Origin of the sequence: Streptococcus sp. KR, from assembly GCF_002238115.1 — a bacterium.
Lineage (GTDB): Bacteria > Bacillota > Bacilli > Lactobacillales > Streptococcaceae > Streptococcus.
In genome coordinates this window covers 21774-46721 of sequence record NZ_NGVM01000016.1, presented here as the reverse complement: position 1 = coordinate 46721, position 24948 = coordinate 21774, and the positions used below count along the sequence as shown (strand labels likewise).

The window sequence follows — 24948 nt, the reverse complement described above, 5'->3', positions numbered from 1 at the left end:
CATGATACATACCATTCAAGCAGACTTTTACCGTCTTTTCCGTTCCAAAGGATTCTGGATTACAGAGTTCATTCTCTTTGCTCTCATGCTAATGGGTGCAAGTATAGGAGCTACGGGTCATTTGATGGCAATCCAGACAGAAGAACCAGAAATTCCAACCCAAGGTTGGGACGGTGTACAAGCCCTGATTAACGCATCTAGTCAAGGTTCAAACCTCGTTTTTCTCTGTATTATTATAACTTGTCTAGTTCTCGGTGTTGATTTAATCGGAAAGCTCTATAAAAATAGTTTGACAGTAGGGGTTTCTCGTACAGAGTTTTTCCTCGCCAAAGCCTTTGTAGTGGCTTGTATTGCACTTTTGCAACTTATCATCAGCCTTGTGATTGCCTTTATTCCAGCAACTATCTTAAATGGATTTGGAACTATGCCTGATGGCTTTATTGGCAATCTATTGACAACCATTTTCCTTCAATTCCTTTGCCTCCTTGCTTGGCTTTCCATTGTTTCCTTTATTCTCTATGTTAGTCATTCTTATCTTGCAGTATTTATTGGCTATTTGGTCAGCTCTATCTTACTTTCTATGCCAATGCTCATTTTTCCAAATATCAAAATTTTGCCATATTTATCATTGCAGTTTTTCTATGCTATGACTGCTAATAGTGAATCCATTTTCTATACACTTATAGTTACCTTAGCTGTTATTGTAATCTTTAATCTAAGTGGACTGGCAGTTTTCAAAAAGAAAAGTCTATAAAAAATGACCTCCTCTTGCCTACAGAGGAGGTTTATTTCGTTAAAAATAAATGAAAACCGACAACCACTGGCCATCTGTGCTTAGTTTCATCTCTGCACCAAGAAGATGGCATAATTCCTCAGTGATATAAAGGCCTAAACCAGAGGACTCTTCAGTATCAGATAGATTTTCAGAATAAAAACGGTTGCTGAGATTTTCTATTCTTTTGATGGGCTGTTTGACAAGGTTTGCAATCTCTAAGACAAGCTGTTCCTTTTCCTTTCTTAAAGATAGAAGTGCTTCTTCCTTGCCATGTTTGAGGACATTTCCAAGCAAATTTTGTAAAATTCGATCCAGCAAGTCTTCATCAGTTCTTGTTGTTAAACCAGCTTCAACCTTAAAATCAAGCGTGATATTTGCCGCCTGAAAAACATCATAATAAGCCAGAGTCTTCTTGGTGATAAAAGCTGAAAGATCAACTTCTTCCATTTTCGGTTTGACAGCCCCTTCCATCAAACGACGATATTCTAGAAGAGCCTCCAAACGTTTAGAAACTAAATCAAGATGCTGGGCGATTTTTTGTAAGGTTTCTGCTTGCTTTTCAGGAGACTTTATCAATTGTTGGGTGTAGCCTGAAGCGATAGTCAGAGGCGTCCGGATATCATGGGCGATATTGCTGATGGCCATATCCAGAGTCTGTTTTTCCCTTTTCATAACCAATCGAGATTGTTCCACTTCCTGAAATAGATTCTCAATCTGCTGGTAGAGATGTAAAAAATGTTTGGAAAAAATGCTGACTCCGACTCTTTTCATACTACCCGTGAGAATCTTATCTTCAATCTGTTGACTCAAGTTTTTAAGTGCTAGATGGTAGCGAATCAATGCAATCGATAAAATAATTAGGAGTACCAATAGGATAAAGATTATCATGTAGGTCATTGCTTATCTCCTTTTAATCTTACCCCAACTCCCCAAATGGTTTCAATATATTCTTGATTTGGATCAAGCTGGTTTAATTTTTTTCGAAGATTACTCAAATGCGTATTGAGAGTATTATCTCCAGGTAGGTAGCTATCCTCCCAGACCAATTCATAAAGTTCTTCTTTGGTAAAAATTTTCTTAGGATGTTTAAGGAGAGTTTGGAGAATCAAGCATTCTTTCTTAGCAAGACGAATCGTTTCCTGACTATTTTTGATTTCAAAACTTTCGGCATCAAACTGGATATTTTTCAAGTTTTGTGGCAGATTTTCAGTTTTTACAATTTCTGCAGGCTGTTTTTCTGCACTTTGACGTAACTGAACAGTAACTCTTGCAAAGACTTCGTCCAAATCAAAAGGCTTGACTATGTAATCATTGGCACCCTCTAAGAGGTATTGACTGATCAACTTCTTATCGCTCAAAGCCGTTAGCATAATGACTGGAGTTTGACTTTGCTCCCTGATAGTTTTTAAAACCTGATCCCCATTTTTCCCAGGAAGCATGATATCTAGCAAAACGAGGTCAATCCCCCCTTGGTCAAAACGCATGATTCCTTCTGTACCAGAAAAGGCTTGAATTACCTCATGCTCCTCAGTGAGAAGAGTTCGCAAAATTTCTTGAATGTCACTATTGTCTTCAATAACCAATATCCTAGCCATAAATACCAACCTTTCTGCAACTATTATAGCATGTTTTATTGATAAAGCTTAAACAGAAAAGCTCCTCGCATAAAAGCGCGAGAAAGCCTTGGAGGGTTAAAATATAAAATCCATTTGCTAGATGATCTAGTATCCTCATAGTTGCTAGTGAAAACGAGTCTAGCAGAATGAATCTCTCATTTCTCCCCTACTAGTCCGTAATCCGTTGATACATTTCGGGTCTTCTATCTCGAAACAAGCCCCAGTTTAGGCGTTCGCTTGCTCCCTTGTCTAGGTCATAAGTCGCTAACAGAACAGCTTCAGCTTGTCTTTCAGCTAGCTCTAGAATAGCTCCTGTTTCATCCGTCATAAAGGATGAACCGTAGAAGTCAAGGCTGGAACTCTGCCCACCATTTTCTTCACTAGGAGTGACTTCCTCCAAACCATAACGATTGGCTGCAATGACTGGAACAATATTTGCTGCTGCGTGTCCTTGCATGGTACGCTGCCAATGACCACAACTATCCGTATCCAAAATTGGCTCTGAACCGATGGCTGTAGGATAAAAGAGCAATTCAGCACCATTTAACGCAAGACAGCGGGCTGTTTCAGGGAACCATTGATCCCAACAAATGCCGATACCAATCTTAGCATAACGAGTGTCCCAGACCTTGAAGCCTGTGTTGCCAGGTGTGAAATAGAATTTCTCTTGATAGTAATGGTCATCTGGTATGTGGGTCTTTCGGTAAACGCCCAGCACTTCCCCATCTGCATCAATAACGGCAATAGAGTTATACAAGACATTGCCATCTTTTTCATAGAAACTAATCGGTAGAACAACCTGTAGTTCTTTAGCAAGAACTTTAAAATGCTGAATAGCTGTATTGTCTGTCACCGACTGGGCATGCTGGTAGTAGTCATACTGACGTTCCTGACAGAAATAGGGACGTTCAAACAACTCTGGTAAGAGAATAATTTGTGCGTCTTGTTCTGCAGCCTGACGTACTAAGCGCTCCGCTGTTTGAATATTTGTTGCCACATCCTTGGCACATTGTATCTGAATGGCTGCAACTCTTACATTTCTCATCTTTTTCTCCTATTCTGGGATTTGTTGGGTGATACAGTGGATATTGCCACCACCTAAAAGAATATCTCTGGCTGGTATTCCGACAACTTTACGGTCTGGGAAACACTTACTGAGGATATCTAAGGCTACTTGGTCATTTACGTCTTGAAATTGGGGAACAAGGACAGCCTTGTTGGCGATATAAAAGTTTACGTAGGAAGCTGCTAGTCGTTCACCTGCGTATCGCTCTTCTTCTCCTTCTTCATAGATGTAGCCTGGCAAATCCTCTTCTGTCACAACTTGACGAAGAGCTGGGATAGGAAGTTTATGAATGGTGAAGGGACGACCTTTTGCATCTGTTTCCTGTTCTAAAAGTGCTAAATCAGCTTCTGACATGGCATATTGAGGATCGCTTTTGTCGTCTGTCCAAGCCAAAACAAGCTCAGCAGGACCAACAAAGGCAGCAACATTGTCAACGTGTTCATTGGTTTCGTCCTGATAAATACCATAAGGAAGCCAGATAACTTTGTCAGCACCTAGATAGTCCAATAATCTTCTCTCAATTTCTTCTTTACTAAGATGAGGATTGCGACCAGAACTAAGCAAGCAACTTTCAGTCACGAGAATGGTTCCTTGACCATCGCTATGTATCGCTCCGCCTTCTAGGACAAAAGGTTTGGCATCATAAACAGGTATCTCTAAAACTTCTGCAAAGCGACTGGCTACTTGGTCATCTGCTTCATAGTCTTGGTAGAGACCGTCAACAGCACCACCCCAGGCATTGAAAGACCAATCTACCGCCAACTTTTCCCTTTTATCATTAAGAAGAATGGTCGGACCTGTATCACGCGCCCAAGCATCATTGGTGGGAATGTCTAAATAAACTACCTTGTCTCCAAGATAAGATTGGGCTTCTGATAGATAGTCTTGCTCCACCAAGAGATAAACGGTTTCCCCTTCTGCTATGGTTTTTATAATCTGGCTAAAAGCCTTTTTAGCTGCCTTACCTTGATAAGGCCAAGATCCTGGTCTTGTAGGCCAGATCATCAAGGTTCCGTGATGGGGTTCGTACTCTGCTGGCATGTGATAGCCTAATTTTTTTGGACTGTCCATCATGATAATCTCCCTTTAAAGTCTTGATAGCCAAAGGCTTTAACTAAGCTGCAGTCACCCTGCTCGTCCATAAGATAGAGACTTGGTAATCCAATACCATTAAAGGTATTATTTTTGACAAAAGAATAAATGGCCATATCTTCAAAATAAAGTCTATCACCGATTTGAACTGGATTTTCAAAACTATAATCGCCAATCACATCACCCGTCAGACAGGTATTTGAAGAAAGTCTATAGGTATGGGCTTTTTCCTGTGCCTCAAAGCCATTTCTCAAAGGTGGGCGATAGGGCATCTCAAGTACATCAGGCATATGGCAGGTCGCGGAGGCATCTAAAACCAAGATTTCCATGCCGTTTTCTACAATATCCAATACTTCAGTTGCTAGATAACCTGCATTGAGCGCAATGGCTTCACCCGGCTCAATATAGACTTCAAGATTGTAAGTTTCTCGGATACGCTTGATTTCAGAAATCAGCAAATCTACATCGTAGTCTTCTCTGGTGATGTGGTGTCCACCACCCATATTGAGCCATTTAACTTGATGCAAATAGGATCCAAACTGCGCTTCTACTGCTTTCAAGGTTGTCTCTAAATCATCTGAACCTTGCTCACAAAGGGTATGAAAATGAAGACCGTCCACTAAATCCAACAAATCACTTGGTATCTTGTCTAGAGTAACTCCAAAACGAGATCCAGGTGCACAAGGGTCATAGAGCGCGTGATCTCCTTGAGTTGAACACTGAGGATTGAGACGTAAACCGACACTAATACCAGTCTCTCGACAACGAGCCCCATGCTTACGCAACTGTCTCTCCGAGTTAAAGACGATATGGTCCGTTATCTCAAGCAATTCCTCCAAGTCCGTATCCTTGAAAGCAGGCGCAAAGACATGGACTTCCCCCGTAAATTCTTCTCTAGCCAGCTTCGCTTCATAGAGTCCACTAGCTGTCGTACCAGATAGGTACTGGCTAATCATGGGATAGGTTTTATAAAGAGAATATGCCTTCTGGGCAAGCAAAACCTTGCAACCTGCTTCTTCTTGAACATATTGTAGAATGCGGCAATTGGCTTCTAACTTTGCCAAGTCAATGACGTAAGCTGGTGTTGGTACTTGTCCTAACTTCATCAGTCCACCATTTGTGGATTTTCAACCACAACCCAAGGTAAACCATACTCATTCAAAGCTTCCATGAATGGATCTGGATCCAATTCTTCAAGATTGTAAACTCCAGGTTGTTTCCAAGTACCGTTCATAACCAATTTTGTCCCAATCATAGCTGGAACACCAGTCGTGTAAGAAATGGCTTGTGAACCAACTTCTGCGTAACATTCCTGATGGTCGCAAACATTATAGATGTAAATGGTCTTTTCAACACCATCTTTGACACCTGTAAAGATACAGCCGATATTGGTTTTTCCAACTGTACGTGGGCCAAGGCTGGCAGGATCTGGAAGCAAGGCTTTCAAAAATTGGATTGGTACAATTTCTTGACCGTTAAAGTTAATGGTATCCGTACGAAGGAGACCAACGTTTTCCAAGCATTTCATGTGCGTTAGATAAGATTGACCAAAGGTCATAAAGAATCGAATACGTTTAACACCTGGAATATTTTTGGCTAATGATTCGATTTCTTCGTGGTGAAGGAGATACATGTCTTTTTGTCCGACATGAGGGAAATCGTACTCACGCTTGATAGACATAGCCTCGACCTCAACCCACTTACCATCTTCCCAGTAAGAACCTGGCGCAGAAACCTCGCGTAGATTGATTTCTGGGTTGAAGTTAGTCGCAAACGGATAACCGTGGTCACCACCATTACAGTCTAAAATGTCGATATAGTGGATTTCATCAAAATAGTGTTTAAGGGCGTAAGCTGAAAAAACGCTGGTTACACCTGGGTCAAAGCCAGATCCAAGCAGAGCAGTCAAGCCTGCCTCTTTGAATTTCTCCTGATAAGCCCATTGCCATGAGTAGTCAAAGTAGGCTGTAAAACCAAGTTCCTTACAACGTTTCTCATAGATGGCACGCCACTCAGGATCTTCTGTATCCTCTGCCTCGTAGTTAGCTGTGTCGATATAGTGGACACCTGTTGCCAAACAAGCATCCATAATGGTCAAGTCTTGGTATGGTAGAGCTACGTTCAAAACTGCTTCTGGTTTGTATCTTTCAATTAGGGCAATGACTTCTTCGACATTATCTGCATCAAGAGCAGCTGTCTCAATCTTTGTACTTGTTTTGTCTTCTAATTTAGCCTTCAAGTCATCACATTTTGACTTAGTACGGCTAGCAATCATAATCTCTGTAAAGGTTTCGCTATCTTGGCAAATCTTTGAAATAGCAACTTGGGCAACGCCCCCACATCCAATAACTAATAAACGACTCATTTTTTTCCTTCCTCTTCTTCTAAAATGTCCTCAACATACTTAGGCAACATAAAGGCACCAATATGTAGGTTTGCAGTGTAGTATTCTGTGAAAAGCTGGCGTTTTTTCCAACCTTCCTTGTCAAAATCTTTGACAGGGTGGTATTTTTTCGATGCAAACCCAAATAACCAATAGCCTGCAGGACTGGTAGGGATATGGGCCTGATAAACTCGACTGATTGGGAAGGCTTGATTGACCTTGCGGTGCATGCTTCGGCAAGCTGACTCATCCTCGTCAAAGAAGGGGCTCCCATGCTGATAGATCATGATTCCGTCCTCTTTCAAGGCTCTGTAACTATTTCCGTAAAATTCCTTGGTAAAGAGACCTTCCGTATGTCCAAAGGGATCTGTCGCATCGTTGATGATAATATCGTAGTCATCTTCACAGTTTCGCAAAAAGCGTAGCCCATTTTGGTAGTAAATGGTAACACGAGGGTCATCTAACCCTGCGGCAAAATCTGGGAAATACTCACGACAGACCTCAACCAACATCTCATCTGGTTCCACGATATCGATTTGCTCCAGTTCAGGATAAAGTGTTAATACTTGGGCAACACCACCGTCACCACCCCCAATAACCAAGACTTTCTTGGGATTTGGGTGGACAGCCATGGGAACATGAACGGTCATTTCATTGTAGACAAAATCATCCGCATCTGAGAATAAAACATGCCCGTTTAAAATCAAAATCTTTCCAAAAGCTGGTGTATCCAAGACTTCGATATCCTGCCATTCACTTTTACCAGCGTAGAGTTGCTTGGCTGTTCTCAGGGACAATTTGACATCTGGAGTATGAACTTCAGAAAACCATAAATCCATCTAGTTCTCCTTTTTCTTAATGACGTTGATGTGATTGACCTCTGGATCTTCCGTCCCTTGGAGGGAGCAACCACGTTCCTTGGCAAATTGGATATAGTCGACAATTTCTCGTGTAATGCGTTCACCAGGAGCCAAGATAGGGATTCCTGGAGGGTAACACATAACAAATTCTCCACAGACTTGTCCAACAGATTCGTCCAAGGTCAAACTTTTTCTCTCTGAATAGAAGGCTTCTTGTGGAGACAGCACTAACTCGGGCTGGATATATTCTCCAGCTATCAAGTCCTTCCCATCTCGTGAATAGAGTCTCTTGATATCAGCCAAAGCACCGACCAAGCGCTCGATGTCTTGGATGCGGTCACCAATCGAAATATAGGCCAAGATATTGCCAATATCACCAAACTCAATCTGAATGTCGTATTCGTCTCGCAGGAGGTCATAAACCTCGATACCAGTTAAGCCAATACCCTGAGTGTAAACTGACAGCTTGGTCACATCAAAATCACAAACCGAGACACCGTCTATTAACTCTTTTGAATAGGCATAGTAGCCACCAATAGCATTGATTTCACGACGAGCATACTCTGATAGTTCAATAACCTTCTCAAAAGAGTCTTTACCACGAAGGGCCAAGTTGCGACGTGAAATATCCAGACTAGCCATCAATAAATACGATGCAGATGTTGATTGGGTCAAGTTGATAATCTGACGAACGTACTCAGAATTCATCTGCTCCCCGATAAGTAAAATGGAGCTTTGGGTCAAACTCCCACCAGACTTATGCATGGAAACTGCTGCCATATCAGCACCTGCATCCATAGCAGAAATTGGAAGTTTATCAGTAAAATGTAAGTGCGCTCCGTGGGCTTCATCAACTAAAACCATCATGCCAGCTTCATGAGCCATTTCTGTCAAACCCTTTAGGTCTGAACAGATTCCGTAGTAAGTAGGATTGTTAATCAAAATGGCCTTAGCATCTGGATGGTCCTTTATGGCCTGGGCTACTCGGTCATTTTCAAGACCTAAAGCGATACCAATTTTAGGATCTACACTCATCTCGATATAGATGGGAATGGCACCACACAGAACCAGCGCATTGATAGCAGATTTATGGACATTTCGTGGCAGAATAATCTTATCTCCTGCCTTGCAGGTTGACAGAATCATAGTCTGCACCGATGAGGTTGTTCCACCTATCATTAGAAAGGCATGGCTAGCTCCAAAAGCATCCGCCGCCAGCTCCTCTGCATCTCGAATAATCGAAATGGGGTGACCAAGATTATCCAAGGGTTTCATCGAATTGACATCAATGCCTACACATTTTTCTCCCAACAGTTCGACAAGTTCTGGATTTCCTCGTCCACGCTTGTGACCTGGAACATCAAAGGGAACAATCCTTTTCTTGCGTAACTTCACCAAGGCCTCATAAATTGGGGCTTGGTTTTGATCTAACTCTTTCAAGACATACTCCTTTACCGTATTTTTAGCGCTTTAAGAAGACGAAGGCGACTAAAGGTTGACTCATGAAAAAAGAGCAGGTTTTCACCTGCTCTGCAATCTTCTGACGTTTTTATGTTTGTTTCTGTTGAGTATGTCTGTTCCCGATGTTTCCTAACTCTCTAGTAGCAAATATTACGTACTTTATTGATCGTTTCACAAGATGACGTGTGCTTTCACCACACTAAAAATTTATGAATTAGGACAAGTGTCCTAACATCAACTTATAAAAGTAGGCTTTTAACCCTATCAATAATGTGGCTTTTCAACCACGCTTCGGCATTCAACCCTGCCTGTCCGTAGGCATTTTTTACTCGGGTTTATATTTGCTAGAAAACATCATCTCATTTTCTAAGCTTTAATAATATAACATACTTTCAACACTCTGTAAAGTACTTTTTTGAAAAAATATCTATTTTTGTTCGGAAAAATAATATTTTATATAGATTTGTATAAGTTGTATAATGTGAAAGCGGATACAAAAAGAACTAGAAGGGTCTAGTTCTCAGTTTTTTTATTTAACGAATACTATGCTTATTCATCTTTTGTTCAAAGATAGTCGTGATAATCTGACGTAATTCTTCGCGTTCTTTTTCTGGTATTTCACCACTTGTTTGAGCTGCAGCGTAGAGTTCAGGGTGTTCAATTGAAATGCGTTTAATAGTACGTGTCGTAGCATGTTTTCTTACAAAAAACGGAATTCTCTTAATCAAGTCTTGTGGTACTAGCGCAAGAATCTTTTCAGCAGCTTCCTTGTCACTAATCTTAGACGTCGTAAGCCCCTTCTTAATCATTTCCTGTTCTTTTTCTGTAAAATCTTTTAATTCCATTCGATTTGTCCTCCTATTTACTCTAAGTTAAATTATATACCAATTGTAGCAAGACGACAAATAGTCTGTTTGTAAAATGCTCTCTATACTACAATTTTCCTGTCACTCTTAATTGCTCTTTAATAAAAAATCACAAATCCTTTTGGAGAGATGACAAGCTGATTCTCCAATTCTCGGCAATTATTTGCTAGTGATACTGCTTCTTTCTCTAAAATATACTCTTCTTTTGATTGGTTAAAGATCGCTTTAAGGACCCGGCCTTCGTATTTCCATTCAAGGGCTACTATATCTTGTTTGATTTCTTTTAGGCTATACTTGACATGCTGAATGGTTGATGACGCTTGTTTTCTAATATTAATCAGCCTCTTCATGAAATTCAGCATATCATTGTCACTTGATACGCGTTCCCAAGGCATACAGCGACGACAATCTGGGTCTGGTCCTCCGGTTAAAGCTAATTCGGTTCCGTAATAGATGCAGGGTGTTCCTTTTTGTAAAAAGAGAAAGGCTAGGGCTGATTTAACCAGTTGAACATCCTCATTGGCCGTCCACAAAATACGTTCTGTATCATGAGAATCCAAGAGATTAAACATAACCTCTGAAATCTGCTGTTTGTAATACATAGATTGGACATTGATTTCATCGATGAACTGATCTGTCTTCTTAATTCCTCGTAAGAAATACTCCTTGATACTATCAGATAAAGGATAATTCATGACTGCATGGAACTCATCCCCATTTAGCCAAGGCTGAGATGTATGCCAGACTTCTCCTAGGATATAAAGATCAGGCTTTTTAGCTAAAACTGCCTTACGAAAATCCCTCCAAAACTGATGGTCAATCTCATTAGCCACATCCAAACGCCAAGCATCGATATCAAATTCTTCAATCCAATAAGTCGCAACCTTTAAAAGATACTCCTTAACCTCTGGATTGGCTGTATTTAGCTTAGGCATATAGCCCTCAAAACCAAAAGCATGATAGGGCAAGTCTCTCTTATTAGCAAGCTTATCAGTCGTCACTGGGAATTGTTGTATATGGAACCAATCTTTATAAGCAGATTGCTCACCATTTTTGACAACATCTTGCCATTGAGGAGATTGCGAACCGATATGGTTGAAAACGGCGTCCAGCATGATTTTCATGCCTCTCTGATGGGCTTGGTTCACCAGTCGACTGAAGGTCTCCTTGTCTCCAAAATGATGGTCGATTTCAAAGTAATCCGTCGTATTGTACTTATGATTGCTCGTAGATTCAAAAATGGGACAGAGATAAAGACCTGTAATACCCAAGTCTTGTAAGTAATCCAGATGGTCAATAATCCCCTGTAAATCACCACCAAAGAAATCATCACTCTTAGGTGTGATAGATGAATCCCAGTCTAAAGTCCCTTCTGGGTTTAATAGAGCATTTCCATTAGCAAATCTCTCAGGAAATATCTGATACCATACCGTATTTGAAACCCAATCAGGAACCCGGCAGGCATCAATCTCATGAAGATAAGGCAACTTAAATCCATTTCCAATAGTATGAAGATTTTCTAGAGAATTTTCCACACACCCTTTATCGCCATACAAAATACTTTGACCTTCTGTATCCTTGAGTTCAAAGAGATACTGGATACGCGCAAAGTAGACGGACACTTCAACCTGCCAATAATCAAATAGGGCATCAGAAGTTATTTTGGACATTTCTTTTGTATCCTGATAAAACTCCTCCATAAAGATAAAAGGGTCTCCATAGTGCAAGTTGATGCTTTCAATGTCCTCTTTCTTAGTTCGAATCCGAATGTGAAGCTTCTTATCCTTATAAAGATAGGCAAACTCCGACTCTGGCCTGTGGTAAATAGCACTTAATTCCATCAATTTGTCTCCTAAAGTATTAATTCAAATTTTACGCAAACGTTTTCAAAGTCAATAAATCCAGTATACTATTTTTGTAAACTATTTTCAAGGAATGTCCGTCCTTAAAGGAACTATATTTTAAAGTATACAAAAAGCCTTAAAAAAGGCTTTTCAATTTTAAACTTTTTTCTAAAATCTGCTTAAATAGTTCATACTTAATTTTAAATTAGCTCTTTTAACCGTCCTTCTATTAGCTTGCCTCTCGAAATAATCATATTTTTTATATCTTCTTTTTCAATAATCTTATTAAATTTTTTGTTTGAATAATAATCGGTTTGAAAAGTCATCTCAATATATTCATCAAACGTCAAATCAAACTTAAATTCATTCCAATGATCTCTAATATGCTTTATCATCTCGTTCCAATCTTCTTGAAAACCTTTGTGAACAAATTGTAAACTTCGCTTTAATGGAACATTACCTGGAATAGGGGTAAAATTACCAATATAATGATATTTATATATAATATCACTATTATCTTCTGTCTTATAAGAAGGATTATATGCTGCCTTACCATTATTCATTACATCAAAGAGAAAACGAAAACTTTTCGTATCGCTTTGTACTGTTAAATCATACCTATTTATTAAATATGTATAGTCTTCGCCGAATTTCTTAGAAAGGTAACTGGAAACTATTTCTCCCCAAATTATCTGGCATAAAGGTGACTGTTCATAATCACAATCACGAGCAGTCCATTCGTTATTGTCCTGAAAATTATAATCAACTAAATCATGTGCTTCAATATATTCAACAATTTCTTTAAGCCATAGCTCCTGATTTTTTTCCAGAGCCATTCTGTTTTTTCTGTTAAAACTGACAAATCATTCCCTCCGATTTCATAATAACACTAAATTTAGCGCACTATGTTATGAATAATACCTATTTATAAAACTTTCTTGAAACTAATTAAATATTTTGAGATATCTATATTATTTACTTGAATTTTAATGGTTGTAAAGAAAGATAGATTTACAAATGTCTTTCTAACCATTCTATCTTTTTAAAATCCTTATTGTTATTGTGCTCATTTCGATAAGAATCTTGGGAAGAAGCCTTGTAAATACTTAAAAACTGTTCTAGATTTGGAATGCGAAAAGTGATGTTTTCGAGATGAATCAATTCTATATCCGATTCCGAAACTCCTGCAAAATCAGGTAAAGAATCGATACTTCCGAATTCAACACTCAGACCATCTTTTTTGAATTCATGCTCATGAATATCTATTAAGGCATAGCCTAAGTGTTTCATCACTTTCATTATCTTGTCCCACTCATAAATTCTGAGATGATCAGGTGCTTCCCAACCTCTAGGATCACCAGGCACATGAATGTCAATGTCAGACGGCCTCCATTCTTCATTTGAACGGTATTCAAAACCCAAGGACCCCATGAGCGTCGGTGTGATTCCGATTTGGTTTAAATGAGAACAAATTGTTCGAAATTCATCAAATAGAGAATTCATTCCTCCTCCAATCGTTGATATAGAACTTAATTTCGTTGTGAATAATAAACTAATTTTTACCTTCTACTCTTTCGGCTTTGAAAACACTTCTACTCGCTGAGCTAGAACTTTGATTTCTACAGGTAGGTTATCCGATTTATCGCCGTCAACATCTGACTCCAATTCACTATCTGAAGAGATCTTAATATTACGCGCTCTGATATACTCAATATTATCATTGCCGACAACATCTCCTTTTAGTAAATCAGGAATAACGGATAATTTAGAGAATATAGAGGCATCTTTTAGAATTAAGATATTGGCATAGCCGTCTTTGTTTTCTTCAAAGATTTTCTTATCAGCGAAGTAATTTGTCAAGAGAACCAAAACATGGCTAGCTTCACCAACATAATTTCCATTTTCTGTCTCAACCTTAATGTTAAAGACCTGATCCGTCATAACGGACTTCATGGTATTTACAGCATAGGCTAAAATACCGAATTTTGTCTTGTCCTCGATTTCAACATTGTGAATCGCCTCAGGAAGTGAACCGATACTAAAGATATAACCAAAATAATTGTCATTCGCTTTACCGATATCAATCTTATTTGTTAAATTAAAATCAAGTTCATCAATGGCTCCGTCAATGTCTTGGTTAATTTCCAAAAGTTTGGTAATTAAGTTACCAGTACCACCAGGAATAATTCCAAGTTTCGGTATATAGTCTTTTTCAGCAATGCCAGAAATGACTTCATTAACTGTACCATCACCACCAAAAACAAGGACAGCATCATAGCCTTCTTCTGAAGCTTCTGCAGCGAAATTAGTAGCATCCAGCGCTTTTTCAGTAATTTTGGTTTCTACGTGTTCAAAGTATTCTTTTGCTTTATTTTCCAGCTTTTCTTTGTAATCCAAAGCCTTCTCGCCACCAGAAGTAGGGTTGATAATTAACATCGCCTTTTTCATTGATAATACTCCTTAATTTTTAAATAGAAATGTTTACATTTCGCCATATGTAAGTAAATGTAATCTTATTATACAATGAAAATACGGAAAAGAGAAATATGACGTACTGGAGATTAAAATGCTTTTATTCTATTTTCCCATCTAATGACTACATCCTTTAAGGGGTTATCCAAGTAAGAATAGGCCTTATCCTTTATCCAATCAGGAATTCCGTAAGCTGCCTCGGCTAAACTTCCTGTGATTGCTGCAAGTGTATCACTATCGCCACCAAGTGAGATAGCATTTCTTATCGCATCTTCGAAGTCTCTACTTTCAAGAAAGGCAATAATGGCTTGAGGGACAGTTTCTTGACATGTTTCGTTAAAACGATAGTTAGGGCGGATCTCATCTAAAGTTTGAGATAGATTGTAGCCATATGTCTTCTCTATATAATCCTTAATCCGTCTTTTACACTCTGTAGGATTGTCATTGATTGGTTGCTCATAATCTCCGCAATAACCTCCAAAGTAATAACGACACAGAAAGATAGCATCAGTTGTCGCCATGGCTCCTTTGATACCTTCTGGATGATTATGGGTGACTTCTGCTGAAAGTCGTGCAAGCTTTCTAGTTGATGGTGTCATACCAGTTCTTGCACAAAAGCCACAGTCCATAAGCCAAGCACAGGGAGAAACACGCATAGCAGATCCATTTCCAAAGCTATTATAAGGCTCACGATTATCACTATTGATCCAACTACTAAACCGAGCACCGTAGCCCGCATCGGGATACATTTTGCCGTATTTCTTCATAGCATCAATAAAGTCATCCTCCAGACCACCATTCATGATGGCTTCTGCCACAGCACAGGTCATAACCGTATCATCCGTGAAAAAACAATCCTCACGAAATAAAGGAAAATCCTTAGTTTTGATATTGTTCCATTCGTAAACTGAACCTACAATATCACCAATAATTGCTCCTAGCATAGTATTCCTCCTTGTGAACTCTTGGTTTAGACTGATATTTCTACTTCCTATACTCGTTTATTCTATCAGCATATTCGGTCAAAAGATTCTTTGAATAAATTTTTTCATTACTTGAATTTCTAACTTCTTTCCAAAGAATAGAAGCTACTTTTAACTTGTTTGAGTAGTTACGACTATTTTCGTCTGCACAGAAGTCCTTTAAAAATTGGTTCCATTGACAAATTGAATGGTCATACTTGGCATAATCTGAATTTCCATAATAAACTTTTAGCATATCTTGGATTGTAAAACTCAAATCATTTTCTCTTTTTACTTTTCTCCAAGCTGTCGCCATATCAGCAGTAAATTTAAAGGGCGAAACATCTGTTAAAGTTGAGAAATATTCTCTAAAGTCTGCATTAAAGGAGAATCCGCATTCAAGTAAGGGCGTATCTAAGGCAACGGCTTCTACTTGTTTCTTTTTCCTTTTTATTGATGATTTTTTAATCAAATTACCCTTAAAGTACTGCTCAATAATATCATTGAGTTCCTGTTTGGTACCTCTATATTCAAGTCCCAATGACTTGCATATCTGTGAAAGTTCATCCCGATACCAATAGTATTTATTAAATTCATCAAAGGATGTGATTTTTTCAAACTCAGGTCTGCTTTCTATCAATATAACACCTCCTTAAAAACAGTTTAGGTTTTCATTTCTAAATAATGGAGTTTTAGTTTCTTTATTCTAAGGATTAGCTACGTTTCGCTAACAAGCTTACACATTCAGCGGTTCGGACTTATTGTATCATCCGTGAAAAAACAATCCTTCCCAAATAAAGGAAAGTCCTTCGTTTTAATATTGTTCCATTCGTAAACAGAACCGACAATATCTCCAATAATTGCTCCGAGCATATGATTCCTCCTTACATCATTTCAGTTTCATCACCCATTTTAAATGAATCATTCTTTAAAAATGGTACCACCAAATCAACCCACTCTTGAGGCAGGTAAGCTGATAAATAGCCATGATTATATCCCTTTGCTTCATACAAAATCGTATTTGAATGTAGCTGATGAAATAATTTCGCTGATTCTTTCACACAGTTCAATTCTTTTTCACCATAGATATACAGAACCTGAGCCTTGCTAGCAGAAATCATATCTTTCAGCTTGTAATGCCCCATATAGGTTTTGTAAATGGTCACCAATGTTTTAATAGGCGTCCTTGGCAGATCCTCCAAATAATAAGCTTTTATTTCCTCTGGATAAGCCAGTTAAGGATAGAGTTTGTTCATCATGCTTAACTGAAGTTTGCAAGAGAATTTATTGAACATCAATTTACCAAATAGAGACACTAGAAAGATGCTGATTTTAGCTAACCTTGGTTGAGGAATACAGAGGCTTCCGTCTATGATGGCCTTCTCAGCAATTTCACTATCTAAAGATAAAAGCTCCATGGCAATTTGACCACCAAGTGAAACACCACCGATTGCAAACAATTTCCCACCACAGTTTGCTTTGATATAGTCTAGAATCTCCAAAGCAGAATCTTCAGTAGAAACATAATCAAGTTGATATTCCTCTCCGTGGCCATTCAAAGTGGGTAGAATAATACGGTATTCTTCTGACAGGATTCGTGCTTGACGAAGATAATTCCACCAAGAACTGCCACCACCATGTATCAGTAAAATAGGAGGCAAATTCTTATTACCAAATTCATGGAATTTCATGTTTAAACTCCTTACTGTAGGACTTTCACTAGCTAATTTTCCTTGTTCAATCAGCTCTTAAAAGCAGTACCACACACTCGACATAAAACGAGTGAACACTATGTATGCCAAGTGAACATGTATGTGGGAACATGTCTATAAACCTTTTGACGATAGCATAAGGTTATCGTTAAAAGGTATTACCCCGACAAACTGTGATTTACTCATTTCATTAAATCAGCTATTTCTTTCTTCCCATACGCCTTTACATTCTGAATTACATTCTGTTTCCTCTTGATTGATTCAAACAATGATATATCTAGTACATTTGCGAATTCTTCAAACTGAACCTGCCCGATTCTTCTTATTTCTTTAAGTTTCTCAGCATCTCTTACCTTTCTCTCTGCCTCACTTTTGGGGTATCCTTGTCCAAATGGCTTCGAGAAAAGAGCTTCTATTGTTCTTTCAAGATTTTCAGTACCTGACCATGTATAATTTTCACCTAATGGTAATGATATCGCATTTCCATTATTAATCTGAGCAAATAAATAGGCATCATTCGGTGTAGGTGCATATCCGCAAATGACATCAGGCATACTATTACAAGCAAGCATCATTCCTTGTCCGGAAGAACAGCCCGTAACAACGAAATCAACTGTCCTACTTGCCAACAAGATACCTATAAGAATAGAAATTTCTATATACGAGTATTTTTCATTTTCTTCCATCGTACAGCCAAAATTTATAACCTCAGATTTCTTTGGAGCATACTTTAATACAGCATCATAGATTATTTGATTTTTGGTCGCTTGCGAACTTGCTTGAATAACTCCGATTCTCATTCTTCCCCCCTTCAACTTCTAATTTAATTATTTCTTTTTCTTTGGTTTGGGTGCCGGTAATTCATTATATATTGAATTGAACAAGCCTTTATTTTCTACACTTCATTTATTCACTGGTTGCAACTTTTGACATCAAAACTACCGCCTCCACATGTCTTGACGGTTACTACCTATACTGTGAAACGAAATCAAAGCTGCTGAATATCCGTATTAAACTATTAAACGTAACTAATGCGAGTATTTACGGCTTCGTTAATATACAGTATTGTTACATCTATGCCAAGTTTCCGATAGTTAGTTCTTCTTTCTTTATTTAAATCTTTACAAATCCAACTAGCGAGAAGGGTTGTTTATCTCAAAACTCATTGAACCTTTGGTTCCTCGATTAGTATAATAATTTCCTTCTAGTTGATTTGGATTATCAATATCAAGAATTACCGTCCCATAATGTATAGGACTTTGCAATTCAGCCCTTGGGCTATTTAAATATGTATAAATTAATTTTTGTGTTCCATTATCATTGATAATTGATGCTGTAATGCTATGGCTCGAACTTTCACCCGTTTTAAACTTAACTTTAATAGTCGTAAATGACTGTTCAATAGTAAGTTCACAATTTCTTTCATTCTGATCATAGTCCGTCTTGAAACTACCTACATAATTCGCAAATAAAATTGGAACATTATGAATCTTAGATAGTAATGGCCACCGCCATGCTGTTTTTTCAAAAATAGCCATAATAATTGCTGTAACTGATATAGCTTCACCAATATACCCAATGGCTGAATATACCAATGCCAAAATATCAGATTTAAGATTCACTGCAATCTCTTGGCCACTTATTAACAATCTTAATAACAAGCAAATTGCAAAAACCCATATTGTAATATTCAAAAATTTTTTCTGCTGTTCATTCATAAGTTTTATTTATAATCCAAAAATTCAATCATTCTAACTAAAAAAGTTTTTGTATCCTGTAAATTCCATTTCTGCTCTGAACGAAAAAGGTAATACATTCCACTTACTTCAACCCAATTTAAATTCACTTGAGACACTATGTAATATAACGCTTGCTGTAACAACCCTGTGTAGCTATTACTATTGAAAAACATCTGTTCAGGTATATTCCAGACCAAACATTCTATCAAATATGAAGAAATGCGTTCGTTTGTCAATCCTAGCTCCTGCATCTCGTTCTTAATATGCTTCATAATCCTAACTAAATATTTATATTTATAGTGAGTAGATTTATTCTTAGAGATACCATTTTGTATATGAACTTTAGGATAATTAATTACTTCATAATTTCCGTTTGAGGTAAAAAATTTGATGCCTTCAACAAATTTTTCAGATGACCTGCTACCAATATATCTATAATTTCGATATTGAAAACATGGGACTACATCTGCATTTACGTGATATGAGTTAGAATTAATATTGATACACTTATTGCCAATAGAAACTGATTCTGCACCAAATTTTGAAATTAACGCTTTAATCACTTCGTTTTTAAATACATTAGCATTGGTGCTGCTACTAGAGTAATTATAGTCTAGGTCCGATAACCCATCTACATACTCACAATAAAATAAAGATTTCACCATGATACAGATATCAATGTCGCTATTTTTCTTTACATTCGTATTATTTGCATAAGAACCTTGGGCAAAAATTTCATATTCATACTTTGAAGAGAGCCCACTCCTTTCTATTGCATCTTTAATCATTCCAATAGTATTTTCAACCCGTGTTTCTTCAGTGGCAGATAACGGCTTAATCCATGATTGTAATGCTTCTTCAGAATATCTCATTATAAAACAACTCCATTTTAGTTTTTTGGTTAATTCATAAAAAGTAACCGATATTAAAAAAATCCTACATATAATTATACCACTAAACAAGAAAAAAGGCTGCAAACATAGTGAACTATACTATGCCTACAGCCTTATAAATCAACTTCTGTTCCTTCCAAAAATCTAACGGTTATCTGTCCATCCTCCGAAATCAAAATACTATCTAGTACCTGACACATCTCAAAGGAATCATATTCCCAACACTCCTTATTTATCAATTCAGCCAGTAACACACTGTAATGCTTTTCTAATAACTGGTTTTCTTCCAAGATCTTATTCCACTTTCCATGCAACAAATCCATATTCTCACTCAGTAGTTTAACTGCCATCATTACAGCTTTCTCTAGTGTTCCCTCATCGATATGGTTATTCTGACAACCAATCTGTCCCTTTACCTTATAACGGTTGTTACACTGCCAAACTTTACGTTTGCCACGACTGGTCGTCCAGTTCTTACGTCCAAAAGCTGAACCGCATTCTGCACAGAACACCTTGGTAGTAAAAGGGTTGTCCTCATTTTGCATGATGTAGAAGAAATTGAAAAAGAAAATAGACTTCAGACAGCTATTGATGTTGTCAGAGAACAGTTTGGTTTTTTAGCCATACAAAAAGGAACCGTCCTAACTGAAGGTTCCAGAAATATTGAACGCAGTAAACTTATCGGTGGTCATTCCGCGGGTGGATTGGAGGGATTAAAATGAAACAAGAAAAAAATACAGTACAATTTTCAGAAATCCGTAGCAAAGGATGTAATGATATTGAAATGCTTGAAAGATTTTTACATGGAATCGTTGAAACAGCAACTTCAAAACTTCGTCAGAGAAAACTCAAAACAACTGAAATATCGATACGACTAGTACATGCTAAATCTGAAAACCGATTACCATTGGAATTTACATTTAGCATTAAGCCAACAAGCTCATCTGTGATAATCTATACTGAGGTAATCAATCGCTTTAAAGAATGTTACACAGGTGGGGGAATTCAAGGTTTTACGATTCAATTTGATAAAAATACCCTTGCCTCTGCATAGAAAGGATTTGATATGATTGACCGTTCATATTTACCATTTCAATCAGCAAGAGAGTACCAGGATACAAAGATGCAAAAATGGATGGGCTTTTTCCTATCTGAACATGCATCAGCACTCTCTGATGATACAAACAAAGTAACGTACATGTCTGACTTATCACTAGAGAAGAAATTATTACTCCTCAGTCAAGTATACGCCGGGCAGCTACGCACACGCATTCAAGTGATTGAAAAAAACAAGCGTGTTTCCTACACTGGAACAATACCAAGTCTGACCAAAGATTTCATTTTGATAAAAACTACAACAGGTCACATCAATTTGAAATTAAAAGACATTATTAGTATTGAACTTGTCGAGGAGGTGCTCTATGAATCAGCTTGAGTTTCAGCGTAATCACCTACAAATGGACTATTATAGCGAGAGCTACCAAGATTTTGAACGTGACTTCTACCGCTACTCTAACATGAATATTCCATTGACCTTCCTAACTGATGATATCCTAAAAACAATGGCGACTTCACGTAAGAATTACTTTGTCCTCAATAAGGAAAAGTCCAGAGATAACCGCGATCACTTCTTCATATTTGAAGTAAGTACCGTAGATGAGAATCCGCTAATCTATCATTATACATATAAGAAAACTACAATATATTTAGCAGAAAAATAGGAGCAGTTCAATTGACTGTTCCTATTTTTAATATTCATAAAATCTAAAGTCTTTATACTCTTTAACAATGGAGTCGCCAACCAGAACAGACTATACTGACCAGCGACTACCTTAAATTTAATGTTTCAGATTTATTTTCTTATCTCTAATTTCATAAACTACATCTGCTACATTTTCGAGTAATCGTTTATCGTGGGTGATAAACACGATAGTTCCGGTGTACTCCTTCATTAGTATTTCCAAAGCCTCTAAACTTGGTATGTCAAGGAAGTTACTGGGTTCATCCATTATTAGGATGTTATATCTACCCATGAGCATTTTAGCAAGCAACAATTTTATAATTTCTCCACCGCTTAAAACAGATAAACTTTTTCCAATATCGTTCTGTTTGAACCCCATAGATGCTAGCACTGAACGAATTTCTGATATATTGTAGTCACAATCCTTCTGCATAAACTCCATAACATTCTGATTACTGTTGTACTTGTAACCATTCTGTGCAAAGTAACCTATTTTTGCCTTAGGCGAAATAGAAATTCCTTCTTCATGGTTTAAGATCATTTGGATTAAAGTTGTTTTTCCGATTCCATTACCACCAGTTAACGCCACTTTTGCTCCTAACGGAATTTGAAAAGATGCATTTTCAAACAGAGCCTTATCCCCAAATACTTTATTAATTTCTGCACCGACTATAGGGTATGGATTATGGAGCTCCAATGCTTTACTTTGCCTGAAACGAATTCTGCGAATGCCTTCCGGAGCTTCTACTTTTCCTAAGGCCGCAATCCTGTGCTCTAGGGTTTTAGCAGCATTATACATCTTTTTTTCCTTACTTCCTATTGATTTTTGATGAGCTAAACGCCCTCCGTCTTCAGTACTTTTTTTCTTTGAAGAACCTTTTGCCTTCTGTTCTATTTTACGAGCCTGTTTTCGCTTTTCCTCCGCAGCCCTTTCCAATCGGGCACGTTCCGCAATAAATTGTTCGTATTCTGCAGCTTGGCTCTTACGTTCTTCCTCTTTCTGACGAAGATAATCAGAATAGTTTCCCCAATACTCAGTGATTTTGCCATCTTTCAGTTCCCATATTTTATCTACTATTTCATCAAGAAAATAGCGGTCATGGCTAATAACTAACAGTGCACCTGTAAAATATTTTAGCTGTCCTATTAGAAAATCAATTCCTTCACGGTCTAAATGGCTCGTAGGTTCATCCGCTAAAATACCATGAACCTGTGCCGATAAGGCCTGTGCTATTTTAAGCCTTGTTTCTTCACCACCGCTCATAGTCTGTATATTTAATTGCTCAACACCTAGCTTGCCTACAAGTGCAAAATCTTTTTCCTCCTGCAGAGTTACTTCGTCCAACTGGGGAATATAGGCAAGTTCACCCAGACGATTCATTTTACATCCTGGGGGAGTTAATTCTCCTAAAAGTACCCTGAGTAAAGTGCTTTTTCCAGCACCATTTGCTCCTACTAAACCAATACGGTCATAATCATATACTTCTAATTCATTTATATCTAAAACATCGCGTCCTTTGAATTCCACACGAATGTCTTTTGCTTTTAATATTAATTCCATAACATTTCCTCCTGTCTATAATCGCATGCTTTCATTTGCTTGTATGCAGGGAAAACCCTGCGATTTTAGCAGGAAGAGTTACATGAAAATAAGATACATAAATATTCCTCCAATATTGTTTATTTTAAATCTAATTTTCTAACCTCAGTTATCATTTGGCAAACTATAGCAATGCCAATAATTAAAATACCTGATAGTAAAAACCAATGATTTACACCGATTTTATCAGCAAAGAATCCAGAAAGAATTAACCCAATTGGCATAGCAAGTGACATGATACTTCCGATCAAAGAAAATACACGTCCTAAATATTCAGGCTTAATTTTCTCCTGAAAAAGAGCTGTTTGCACACCGCTATAAAATGGCACCGAAAGCCCCATTATTGCACAGCAAACTACGAATATTACAAATCCATTTGGAGGAAGTATTCCCGAAACGGCTAAACTGGTCCCCATTATAAAAAATGAACTTGTTATTAGTAATACATGCTTTTCGAAGCCCCCTAATCTTCCTAATAATAAGCCTCCTGCTAGCATCCCAAATGCAAAGGAAATTTCCGTAATAGAAATATGCACAGGCGTTCCATTAAAGTGTTCCATGCTTATTAAAGGAAATAGTGCATTGATTGGCATATAAACAAAAGTATATAGTGTTCCTAAGAGTAATAAGGCAAACAATCCTTTGTTTTGTCTCAGAACCACAACTCCTTCTTTCATCTCCCTTATGAAATTTGGTTCTAAACTTTGCACTTGATTACCCAGCTTAGGTATACGTACAATTGCTACCGTAATAGATGCAATCACAGCACCCAATACGTCGATGGCAATAATAGCATTTAAATCCCAAACGGAGTATAAGAGTGCTGCAACTGCCGGACTAACAATATAGCTTATAGACTGCAAAGACTGACTATAGCCTGCGCATTTCGTTAGCTGTTCTTCTGGTACTAAAAGTGGTGTAACCGCATTGAGTGCTGGGGTATGAAAAGCTGTTCCAATGCTACGGATAAACAATACTATCATAATCATCCAGACAGGTAGCTCCATACAGAATGCAACAATAGCAAGCACTGCACCAGCTGCTGCGATAATTAAATCGGCACCAATCATTATCTTCTTCCTATCATGACGATCCACTAGCACACCAATGGCAGGTCCCAAAATCGCATAGGGTAAAAAACCTACTAATGAAGCCATAGACAAGACCATCGCAGATCCTGTTTTTTCTGTAAGGTAAAAAATAATCGCCATTTGCAGGATGGCACTAGTGATTAATGATACTGCTTGCCCTGCCCATATTGCATAAAATTTTCGTTTCCAATTGTTGTATTTTTCCATTTATATTATCTCCTGCATATTATTTTGCTTGAATTTCTATTTTGAATAGCATTCTAGGCAATAAAAAATGCAGGCCAAACCCCACAATGTGGCTTTTGGTCTGCATACATACAATTTGGAAACATTCATATTAAAGACATAGTTAAATAAAGGTATAGTTAAATAACCAATATCCTCACCGTAACTAATGAATGCTCAATATCGTATAAATAAGCACAACAAAAAAGCCTATCATCGGGTATAGATTCTGCTTTTTTTATTGCCAGCTTATCTTAAACGCATTGAGGCTGTCATAGTTTCGGTTCCTCCTACATCTTTGTTTATATCAATTTATAGTATAACACAACAAGATGATATGTTCAATATAAAAGTTATGGAATGAGACTCATACTTCCAATTCGATGCCAGATTTAAAGGATATGACGAAGTTTTCTTCATAGACTGTAACGCTCTGGATTATCTTCCTTAGTAGCAAGCGATTAGCTTTCACAAAATCTTCTGTTTGTAGTTTTAAAAATTCATCAGGATTTTCTAACTCAACCTCAAAATATTTCATTTTACATTCCCT

The 24948-nt window shown here is 37.7% G+C and carries 27 protein-coding genes and 2 pseudogenes; 5 read left to right on the top strand and 24 right to left on the bottom strand.

The window, feature by feature from the left end:
- Position 1: 1 nt before the first annotated feature.
- A complete protein-coding gene (locus tag CBI42_RS07940) occupies positions 2–754 on the top strand; it encodes an ABC transporter permease (RefSeq protein ID WP_094753694.1) in 753 nt (250 codons plus the stop codon).
- A 39-nt stretch (positions 755–793) separates the two neighbouring features.
- Here CBI42_RS07940 and CBI42_RS07935 read toward each other — a convergent pair whose 3' ends face one another.
- The 21 genes and pseudogenes from CBI42_RS07935 to CBI42_RS07835 form a co-directional block, all read right to left on the bottom strand.
- Positions 794–1672 (bottom strand): sensor histidine kinase, encoded by an 879-nt coding sequence (locus CBI42_RS07935; protein ID WP_094753693.1) that lies wholly within the window; start codon positions 1670–1672, stop codon positions 794–796.
- Positions 1669–2370 carry a response regulator transcription factor gene (locus tag CBI42_RS07930; protein WP_094753692.1) on the bottom strand — a complete coding sequence of 234 codons (702 nt, stop codon included), beginning with the start codon at positions 2368–2370 and terminating at the stop codon, positions 1669–1671. The genes CBI42_RS07935 and CBI42_RS07930 overlap by 4 nt, the downstream gene beginning before the upstream one ends.
- Positions 2371–2560: 190 nt before the next feature.
- A complete protein-coding gene (gene aguB, locus CBI42_RS07925) occupies positions 2561–3436 on the bottom strand; it encodes an N-carbamoylputrescine amidase (protein WP_094753691.1) in 876 nt (291 codons plus the stop codon).
- Between the two features lie 9 nt (positions 3437–3445).
- Positions 3446–4531, bottom strand: coding sequence for an agmatine deiminase (gene aguA / locus CBI42_RS07920; RefSeq protein ID WP_094753690.1), 1086 nt, complete (start codon positions 4529–4531; stop codon positions 3446–3448).
- Positions 4528–5655 carry a carboxynorspermidine decarboxylase gene (nspC, locus tag CBI42_RS07915; RefSeq protein WP_094753689.1) on the bottom strand — a complete coding sequence of 376 codons (1128 nt, stop codon included), beginning with the start codon at positions 5653–5655 and terminating at the stop codon, positions 4528–4530. Before nspC ends, aguA begins: the two co-directional genes overlap by 4 nt.
- Positions 5655–6914: a saccharopine dehydrogenase family protein gene (locus CBI42_RS07910; RefSeq protein WP_070479165.1), complete on the bottom strand. Its 1260-nt coding sequence runs from the start codon at positions 6912–6914 to the stop codon at positions 5655–5657. Before CBI42_RS07910 ends, nspC begins: the two co-directional genes overlap by 1 nt.
- On the bottom strand, positions 6911–7771 hold the full coding sequence (speE, locus tag CBI42_RS07905) for a polyamine aminopropyltransferase (protein WP_049504668.1): 861 nt from the start codon (positions 7769–7771) through the stop codon (positions 6911–6913). Before speE ends, CBI42_RS07910 begins: the two co-directional genes overlap by 4 nt.
- Positions 7772–9232 carry an aminotransferase class I/II-fold pyridoxal phosphate-dependent enzyme gene (locus CBI42_RS07900; RefSeq protein WP_094753688.1) on the bottom strand — a complete coding sequence of 487 codons (1461 nt, stop codon included), beginning with the start codon at positions 9230–9232 and terminating at the stop codon, positions 7772–7774.
- Between the two features lie 554 nt (positions 9233–9786).
- Entirely contained in the window at positions 9787–10098 is a 312-nt protein-coding gene (locus CBI42_RS07895) for a hypothetical protein (RefSeq protein ID WP_049493738.1), read from the bottom strand.
- 119 nt (positions 10099–10217) lie between these two features.
- Complete coding sequence (locus tag CBI42_RS07890; protein ID WP_094753687.1) at positions 10218–11960, bottom strand: glycoside hydrolase family 13 protein; 1743 nt, start codon at positions 11958–11960, stop codon at positions 10218–10220.
- Between the two features lie 203 nt (positions 11961–12163).
- Positions 12164–12799, bottom strand: a complete 636-nt coding sequence (locus CBI42_RS07885; protein ID WP_094753686.1) for a hypothetical protein — start codon at positions 12797–12799, stop codon at positions 12164–12166.
- A gap of 175 nt (positions 12800–12974) precedes the next feature.
- A complete protein-coding gene (locus CBI42_RS07880) occupies positions 12975–13466 on the bottom strand; it encodes a phosphoribosylanthranilate isomerase (RefSeq protein WP_094753685.1) in 492 nt (163 codons plus the stop codon).
- 63 nt (positions 13467–13529) lie between these two features.
- Positions 13530–14411 (bottom strand): diacylglycerol/lipid kinase family protein, encoded by an 882-nt coding sequence (locus CBI42_RS07875; RefSeq protein WP_094753684.1) that lies wholly within the window; start codon positions 14409–14411, stop codon positions 13530–13532.
- 113 nt (positions 14412–14524) lie between these two features.
- Positions 14525–15379: an ADP-ribosylglycohydrolase family protein gene (locus tag CBI42_RS07870; RefSeq protein WP_094753683.1), complete on the bottom strand. Its 855-nt coding sequence runs from the start codon at positions 15377–15379 to the stop codon at positions 14525–14527.
- A gap of 40 nt (positions 15380–15419) precedes the next feature.
- Positions 15420–16037 carry an SAP domain-containing protein gene (locus tag CBI42_RS07865; RefSeq protein ID WP_094753682.1) on the bottom strand — a complete coding sequence of 206 codons (618 nt, stop codon included), beginning with the start codon at positions 16035–16037 and terminating at the stop codon, positions 15420–15422.
- Positions 16038–16141: 104 nt separating this feature from the next.
- A complete protein-coding gene (locus CBI42_RS07860; protein ID WP_094753681.1) occupies positions 16142–16270 on the bottom strand; it encodes an ADP-ribosylglycohydrolase in 129 nt (42 codons plus the stop codon).
- A gap of 11 nt (positions 16271–16281) precedes the next feature.
- Positions 16282–17088, bottom strand: a pseudogene (locus CBI42_RS07855) (alpha/beta hydrolase).
- A 203-nt stretch (positions 17089–17291) separates the two neighbouring features.
- On the bottom strand, positions 17292–17909 hold the full coding sequence (locus CBI42_RS07850; RefSeq protein WP_049502575.1) for an RpiB/LacA/LacB family sugar-phosphate isomerase: 618 nt from the start codon (positions 17907–17909) through the stop codon (positions 17292–17294).
- Positions 17910–18242: 333 nt separating this feature from the next.
- Positions 18243–18827 carry a hypothetical protein gene (locus CBI42_RS07845; RefSeq protein WP_001005371.1) on the bottom strand — a complete coding sequence of 195 codons (585 nt, stop codon included), beginning with the start codon at positions 18825–18827 and terminating at the stop codon, positions 18243–18245.
- Between the two features lie 5 nt (positions 18828–18832).
- Entirely contained in the window at positions 18833–19720 is an 888-nt protein-coding gene (locus tag CBI42_RS07840; RefSeq protein ID WP_001270697.1) for a nucleotidyltransferase domain-containing protein, read from the bottom strand.
- A 134-nt stretch (positions 19721–19854) separates the two neighbouring features.
- Positions 19855–20286 (bottom strand): zinc ribbon domain-containing protein, encoded by a 432-nt coding sequence (locus CBI42_RS07835; protein ID WP_001178677.1) that lies wholly within the window; start codon positions 20284–20286, stop codon positions 19855–19857.
- On the opposite strand from CBI42_RS07835, the pseudogene CBI42_RS07830 reads away from it, so the two are divergent.
- The 4 genes and pseudogenes from CBI42_RS07830 to CBI42_RS07815 form a co-directional block, all read left to right on the top strand.
- Positions 20284–20463: pseudogene (locus CBI42_RS07830) on the top strand (DNA polymerase); the annotation flags it as partial. The gene CBI42_RS07835 and the pseudogene CBI42_RS07830 sit on opposite strands and share 3 nt — an antisense overlap.
- Positions 20460–20795: a DinB/UmuC family translesion DNA polymerase gene (locus CBI42_RS07825; RefSeq protein ID WP_000806926.1), complete on the top strand. Its 336-nt coding sequence runs from the start codon at positions 20460–20462 to the stop codon at positions 20793–20795. The pseudogene CBI42_RS07830 and the gene CBI42_RS07825, both read left to right, overlap by 4 nt.
- 12 nt (positions 20796–20807) lie before the next feature.
- Entirely contained in the window at positions 20808–21176 is a 369-nt protein-coding gene (locus CBI42_RS07820) for a hypothetical protein (RefSeq protein WP_000567222.1), read from the top strand.
- On the top strand, positions 21163–21462 hold the full coding sequence (locus tag CBI42_RS07815; RefSeq protein WP_001072467.1) for a DUF5960 family protein: 300 nt from the start codon (positions 21163–21165) through the stop codon (positions 21460–21462). Before CBI42_RS07820 ends, CBI42_RS07815 begins: the two co-directional genes overlap by 14 nt.
- Positions 21463–21579: 117 nt before the next feature.
- Here CBI42_RS07815 and msr(D) read toward each other — a convergent pair whose 3' ends face one another.
- From msr(D) to CBI42_RS07800, 3 genes are all read right to left on the bottom strand, one after another.
- A complete protein-coding gene (gene msr(D) / locus CBI42_RS07810; RefSeq protein WP_000420313.1) occupies positions 21580–23043 on the bottom strand; it encodes an ABC-F type ribosomal protection protein Msr(D) in 1464 nt (487 codons plus the stop codon).
- A 119-nt stretch (positions 23044–23162) separates the two neighbouring features.
- On the bottom strand, positions 23163–24380 hold the full coding sequence (mef(A), locus tag CBI42_RS07805) for a macrolide efflux MFS transporter Mef(A) (RefSeq protein ID WP_000417519.1): 1218 nt from the start codon (positions 24378–24380) through the stop codon (positions 23163–23165).
- Positions 24381–24765: 385 nt separating this feature from the next.
- Positions 24766–24936, bottom strand: a complete 171-nt coding sequence (locus tag CBI42_RS07800; RefSeq protein ID WP_000873143.1) for a hypothetical protein — start codon at positions 24934–24936, stop codon at positions 24766–24768.
- Positions 24937–24948: the final 12 nt, after the last annotated feature.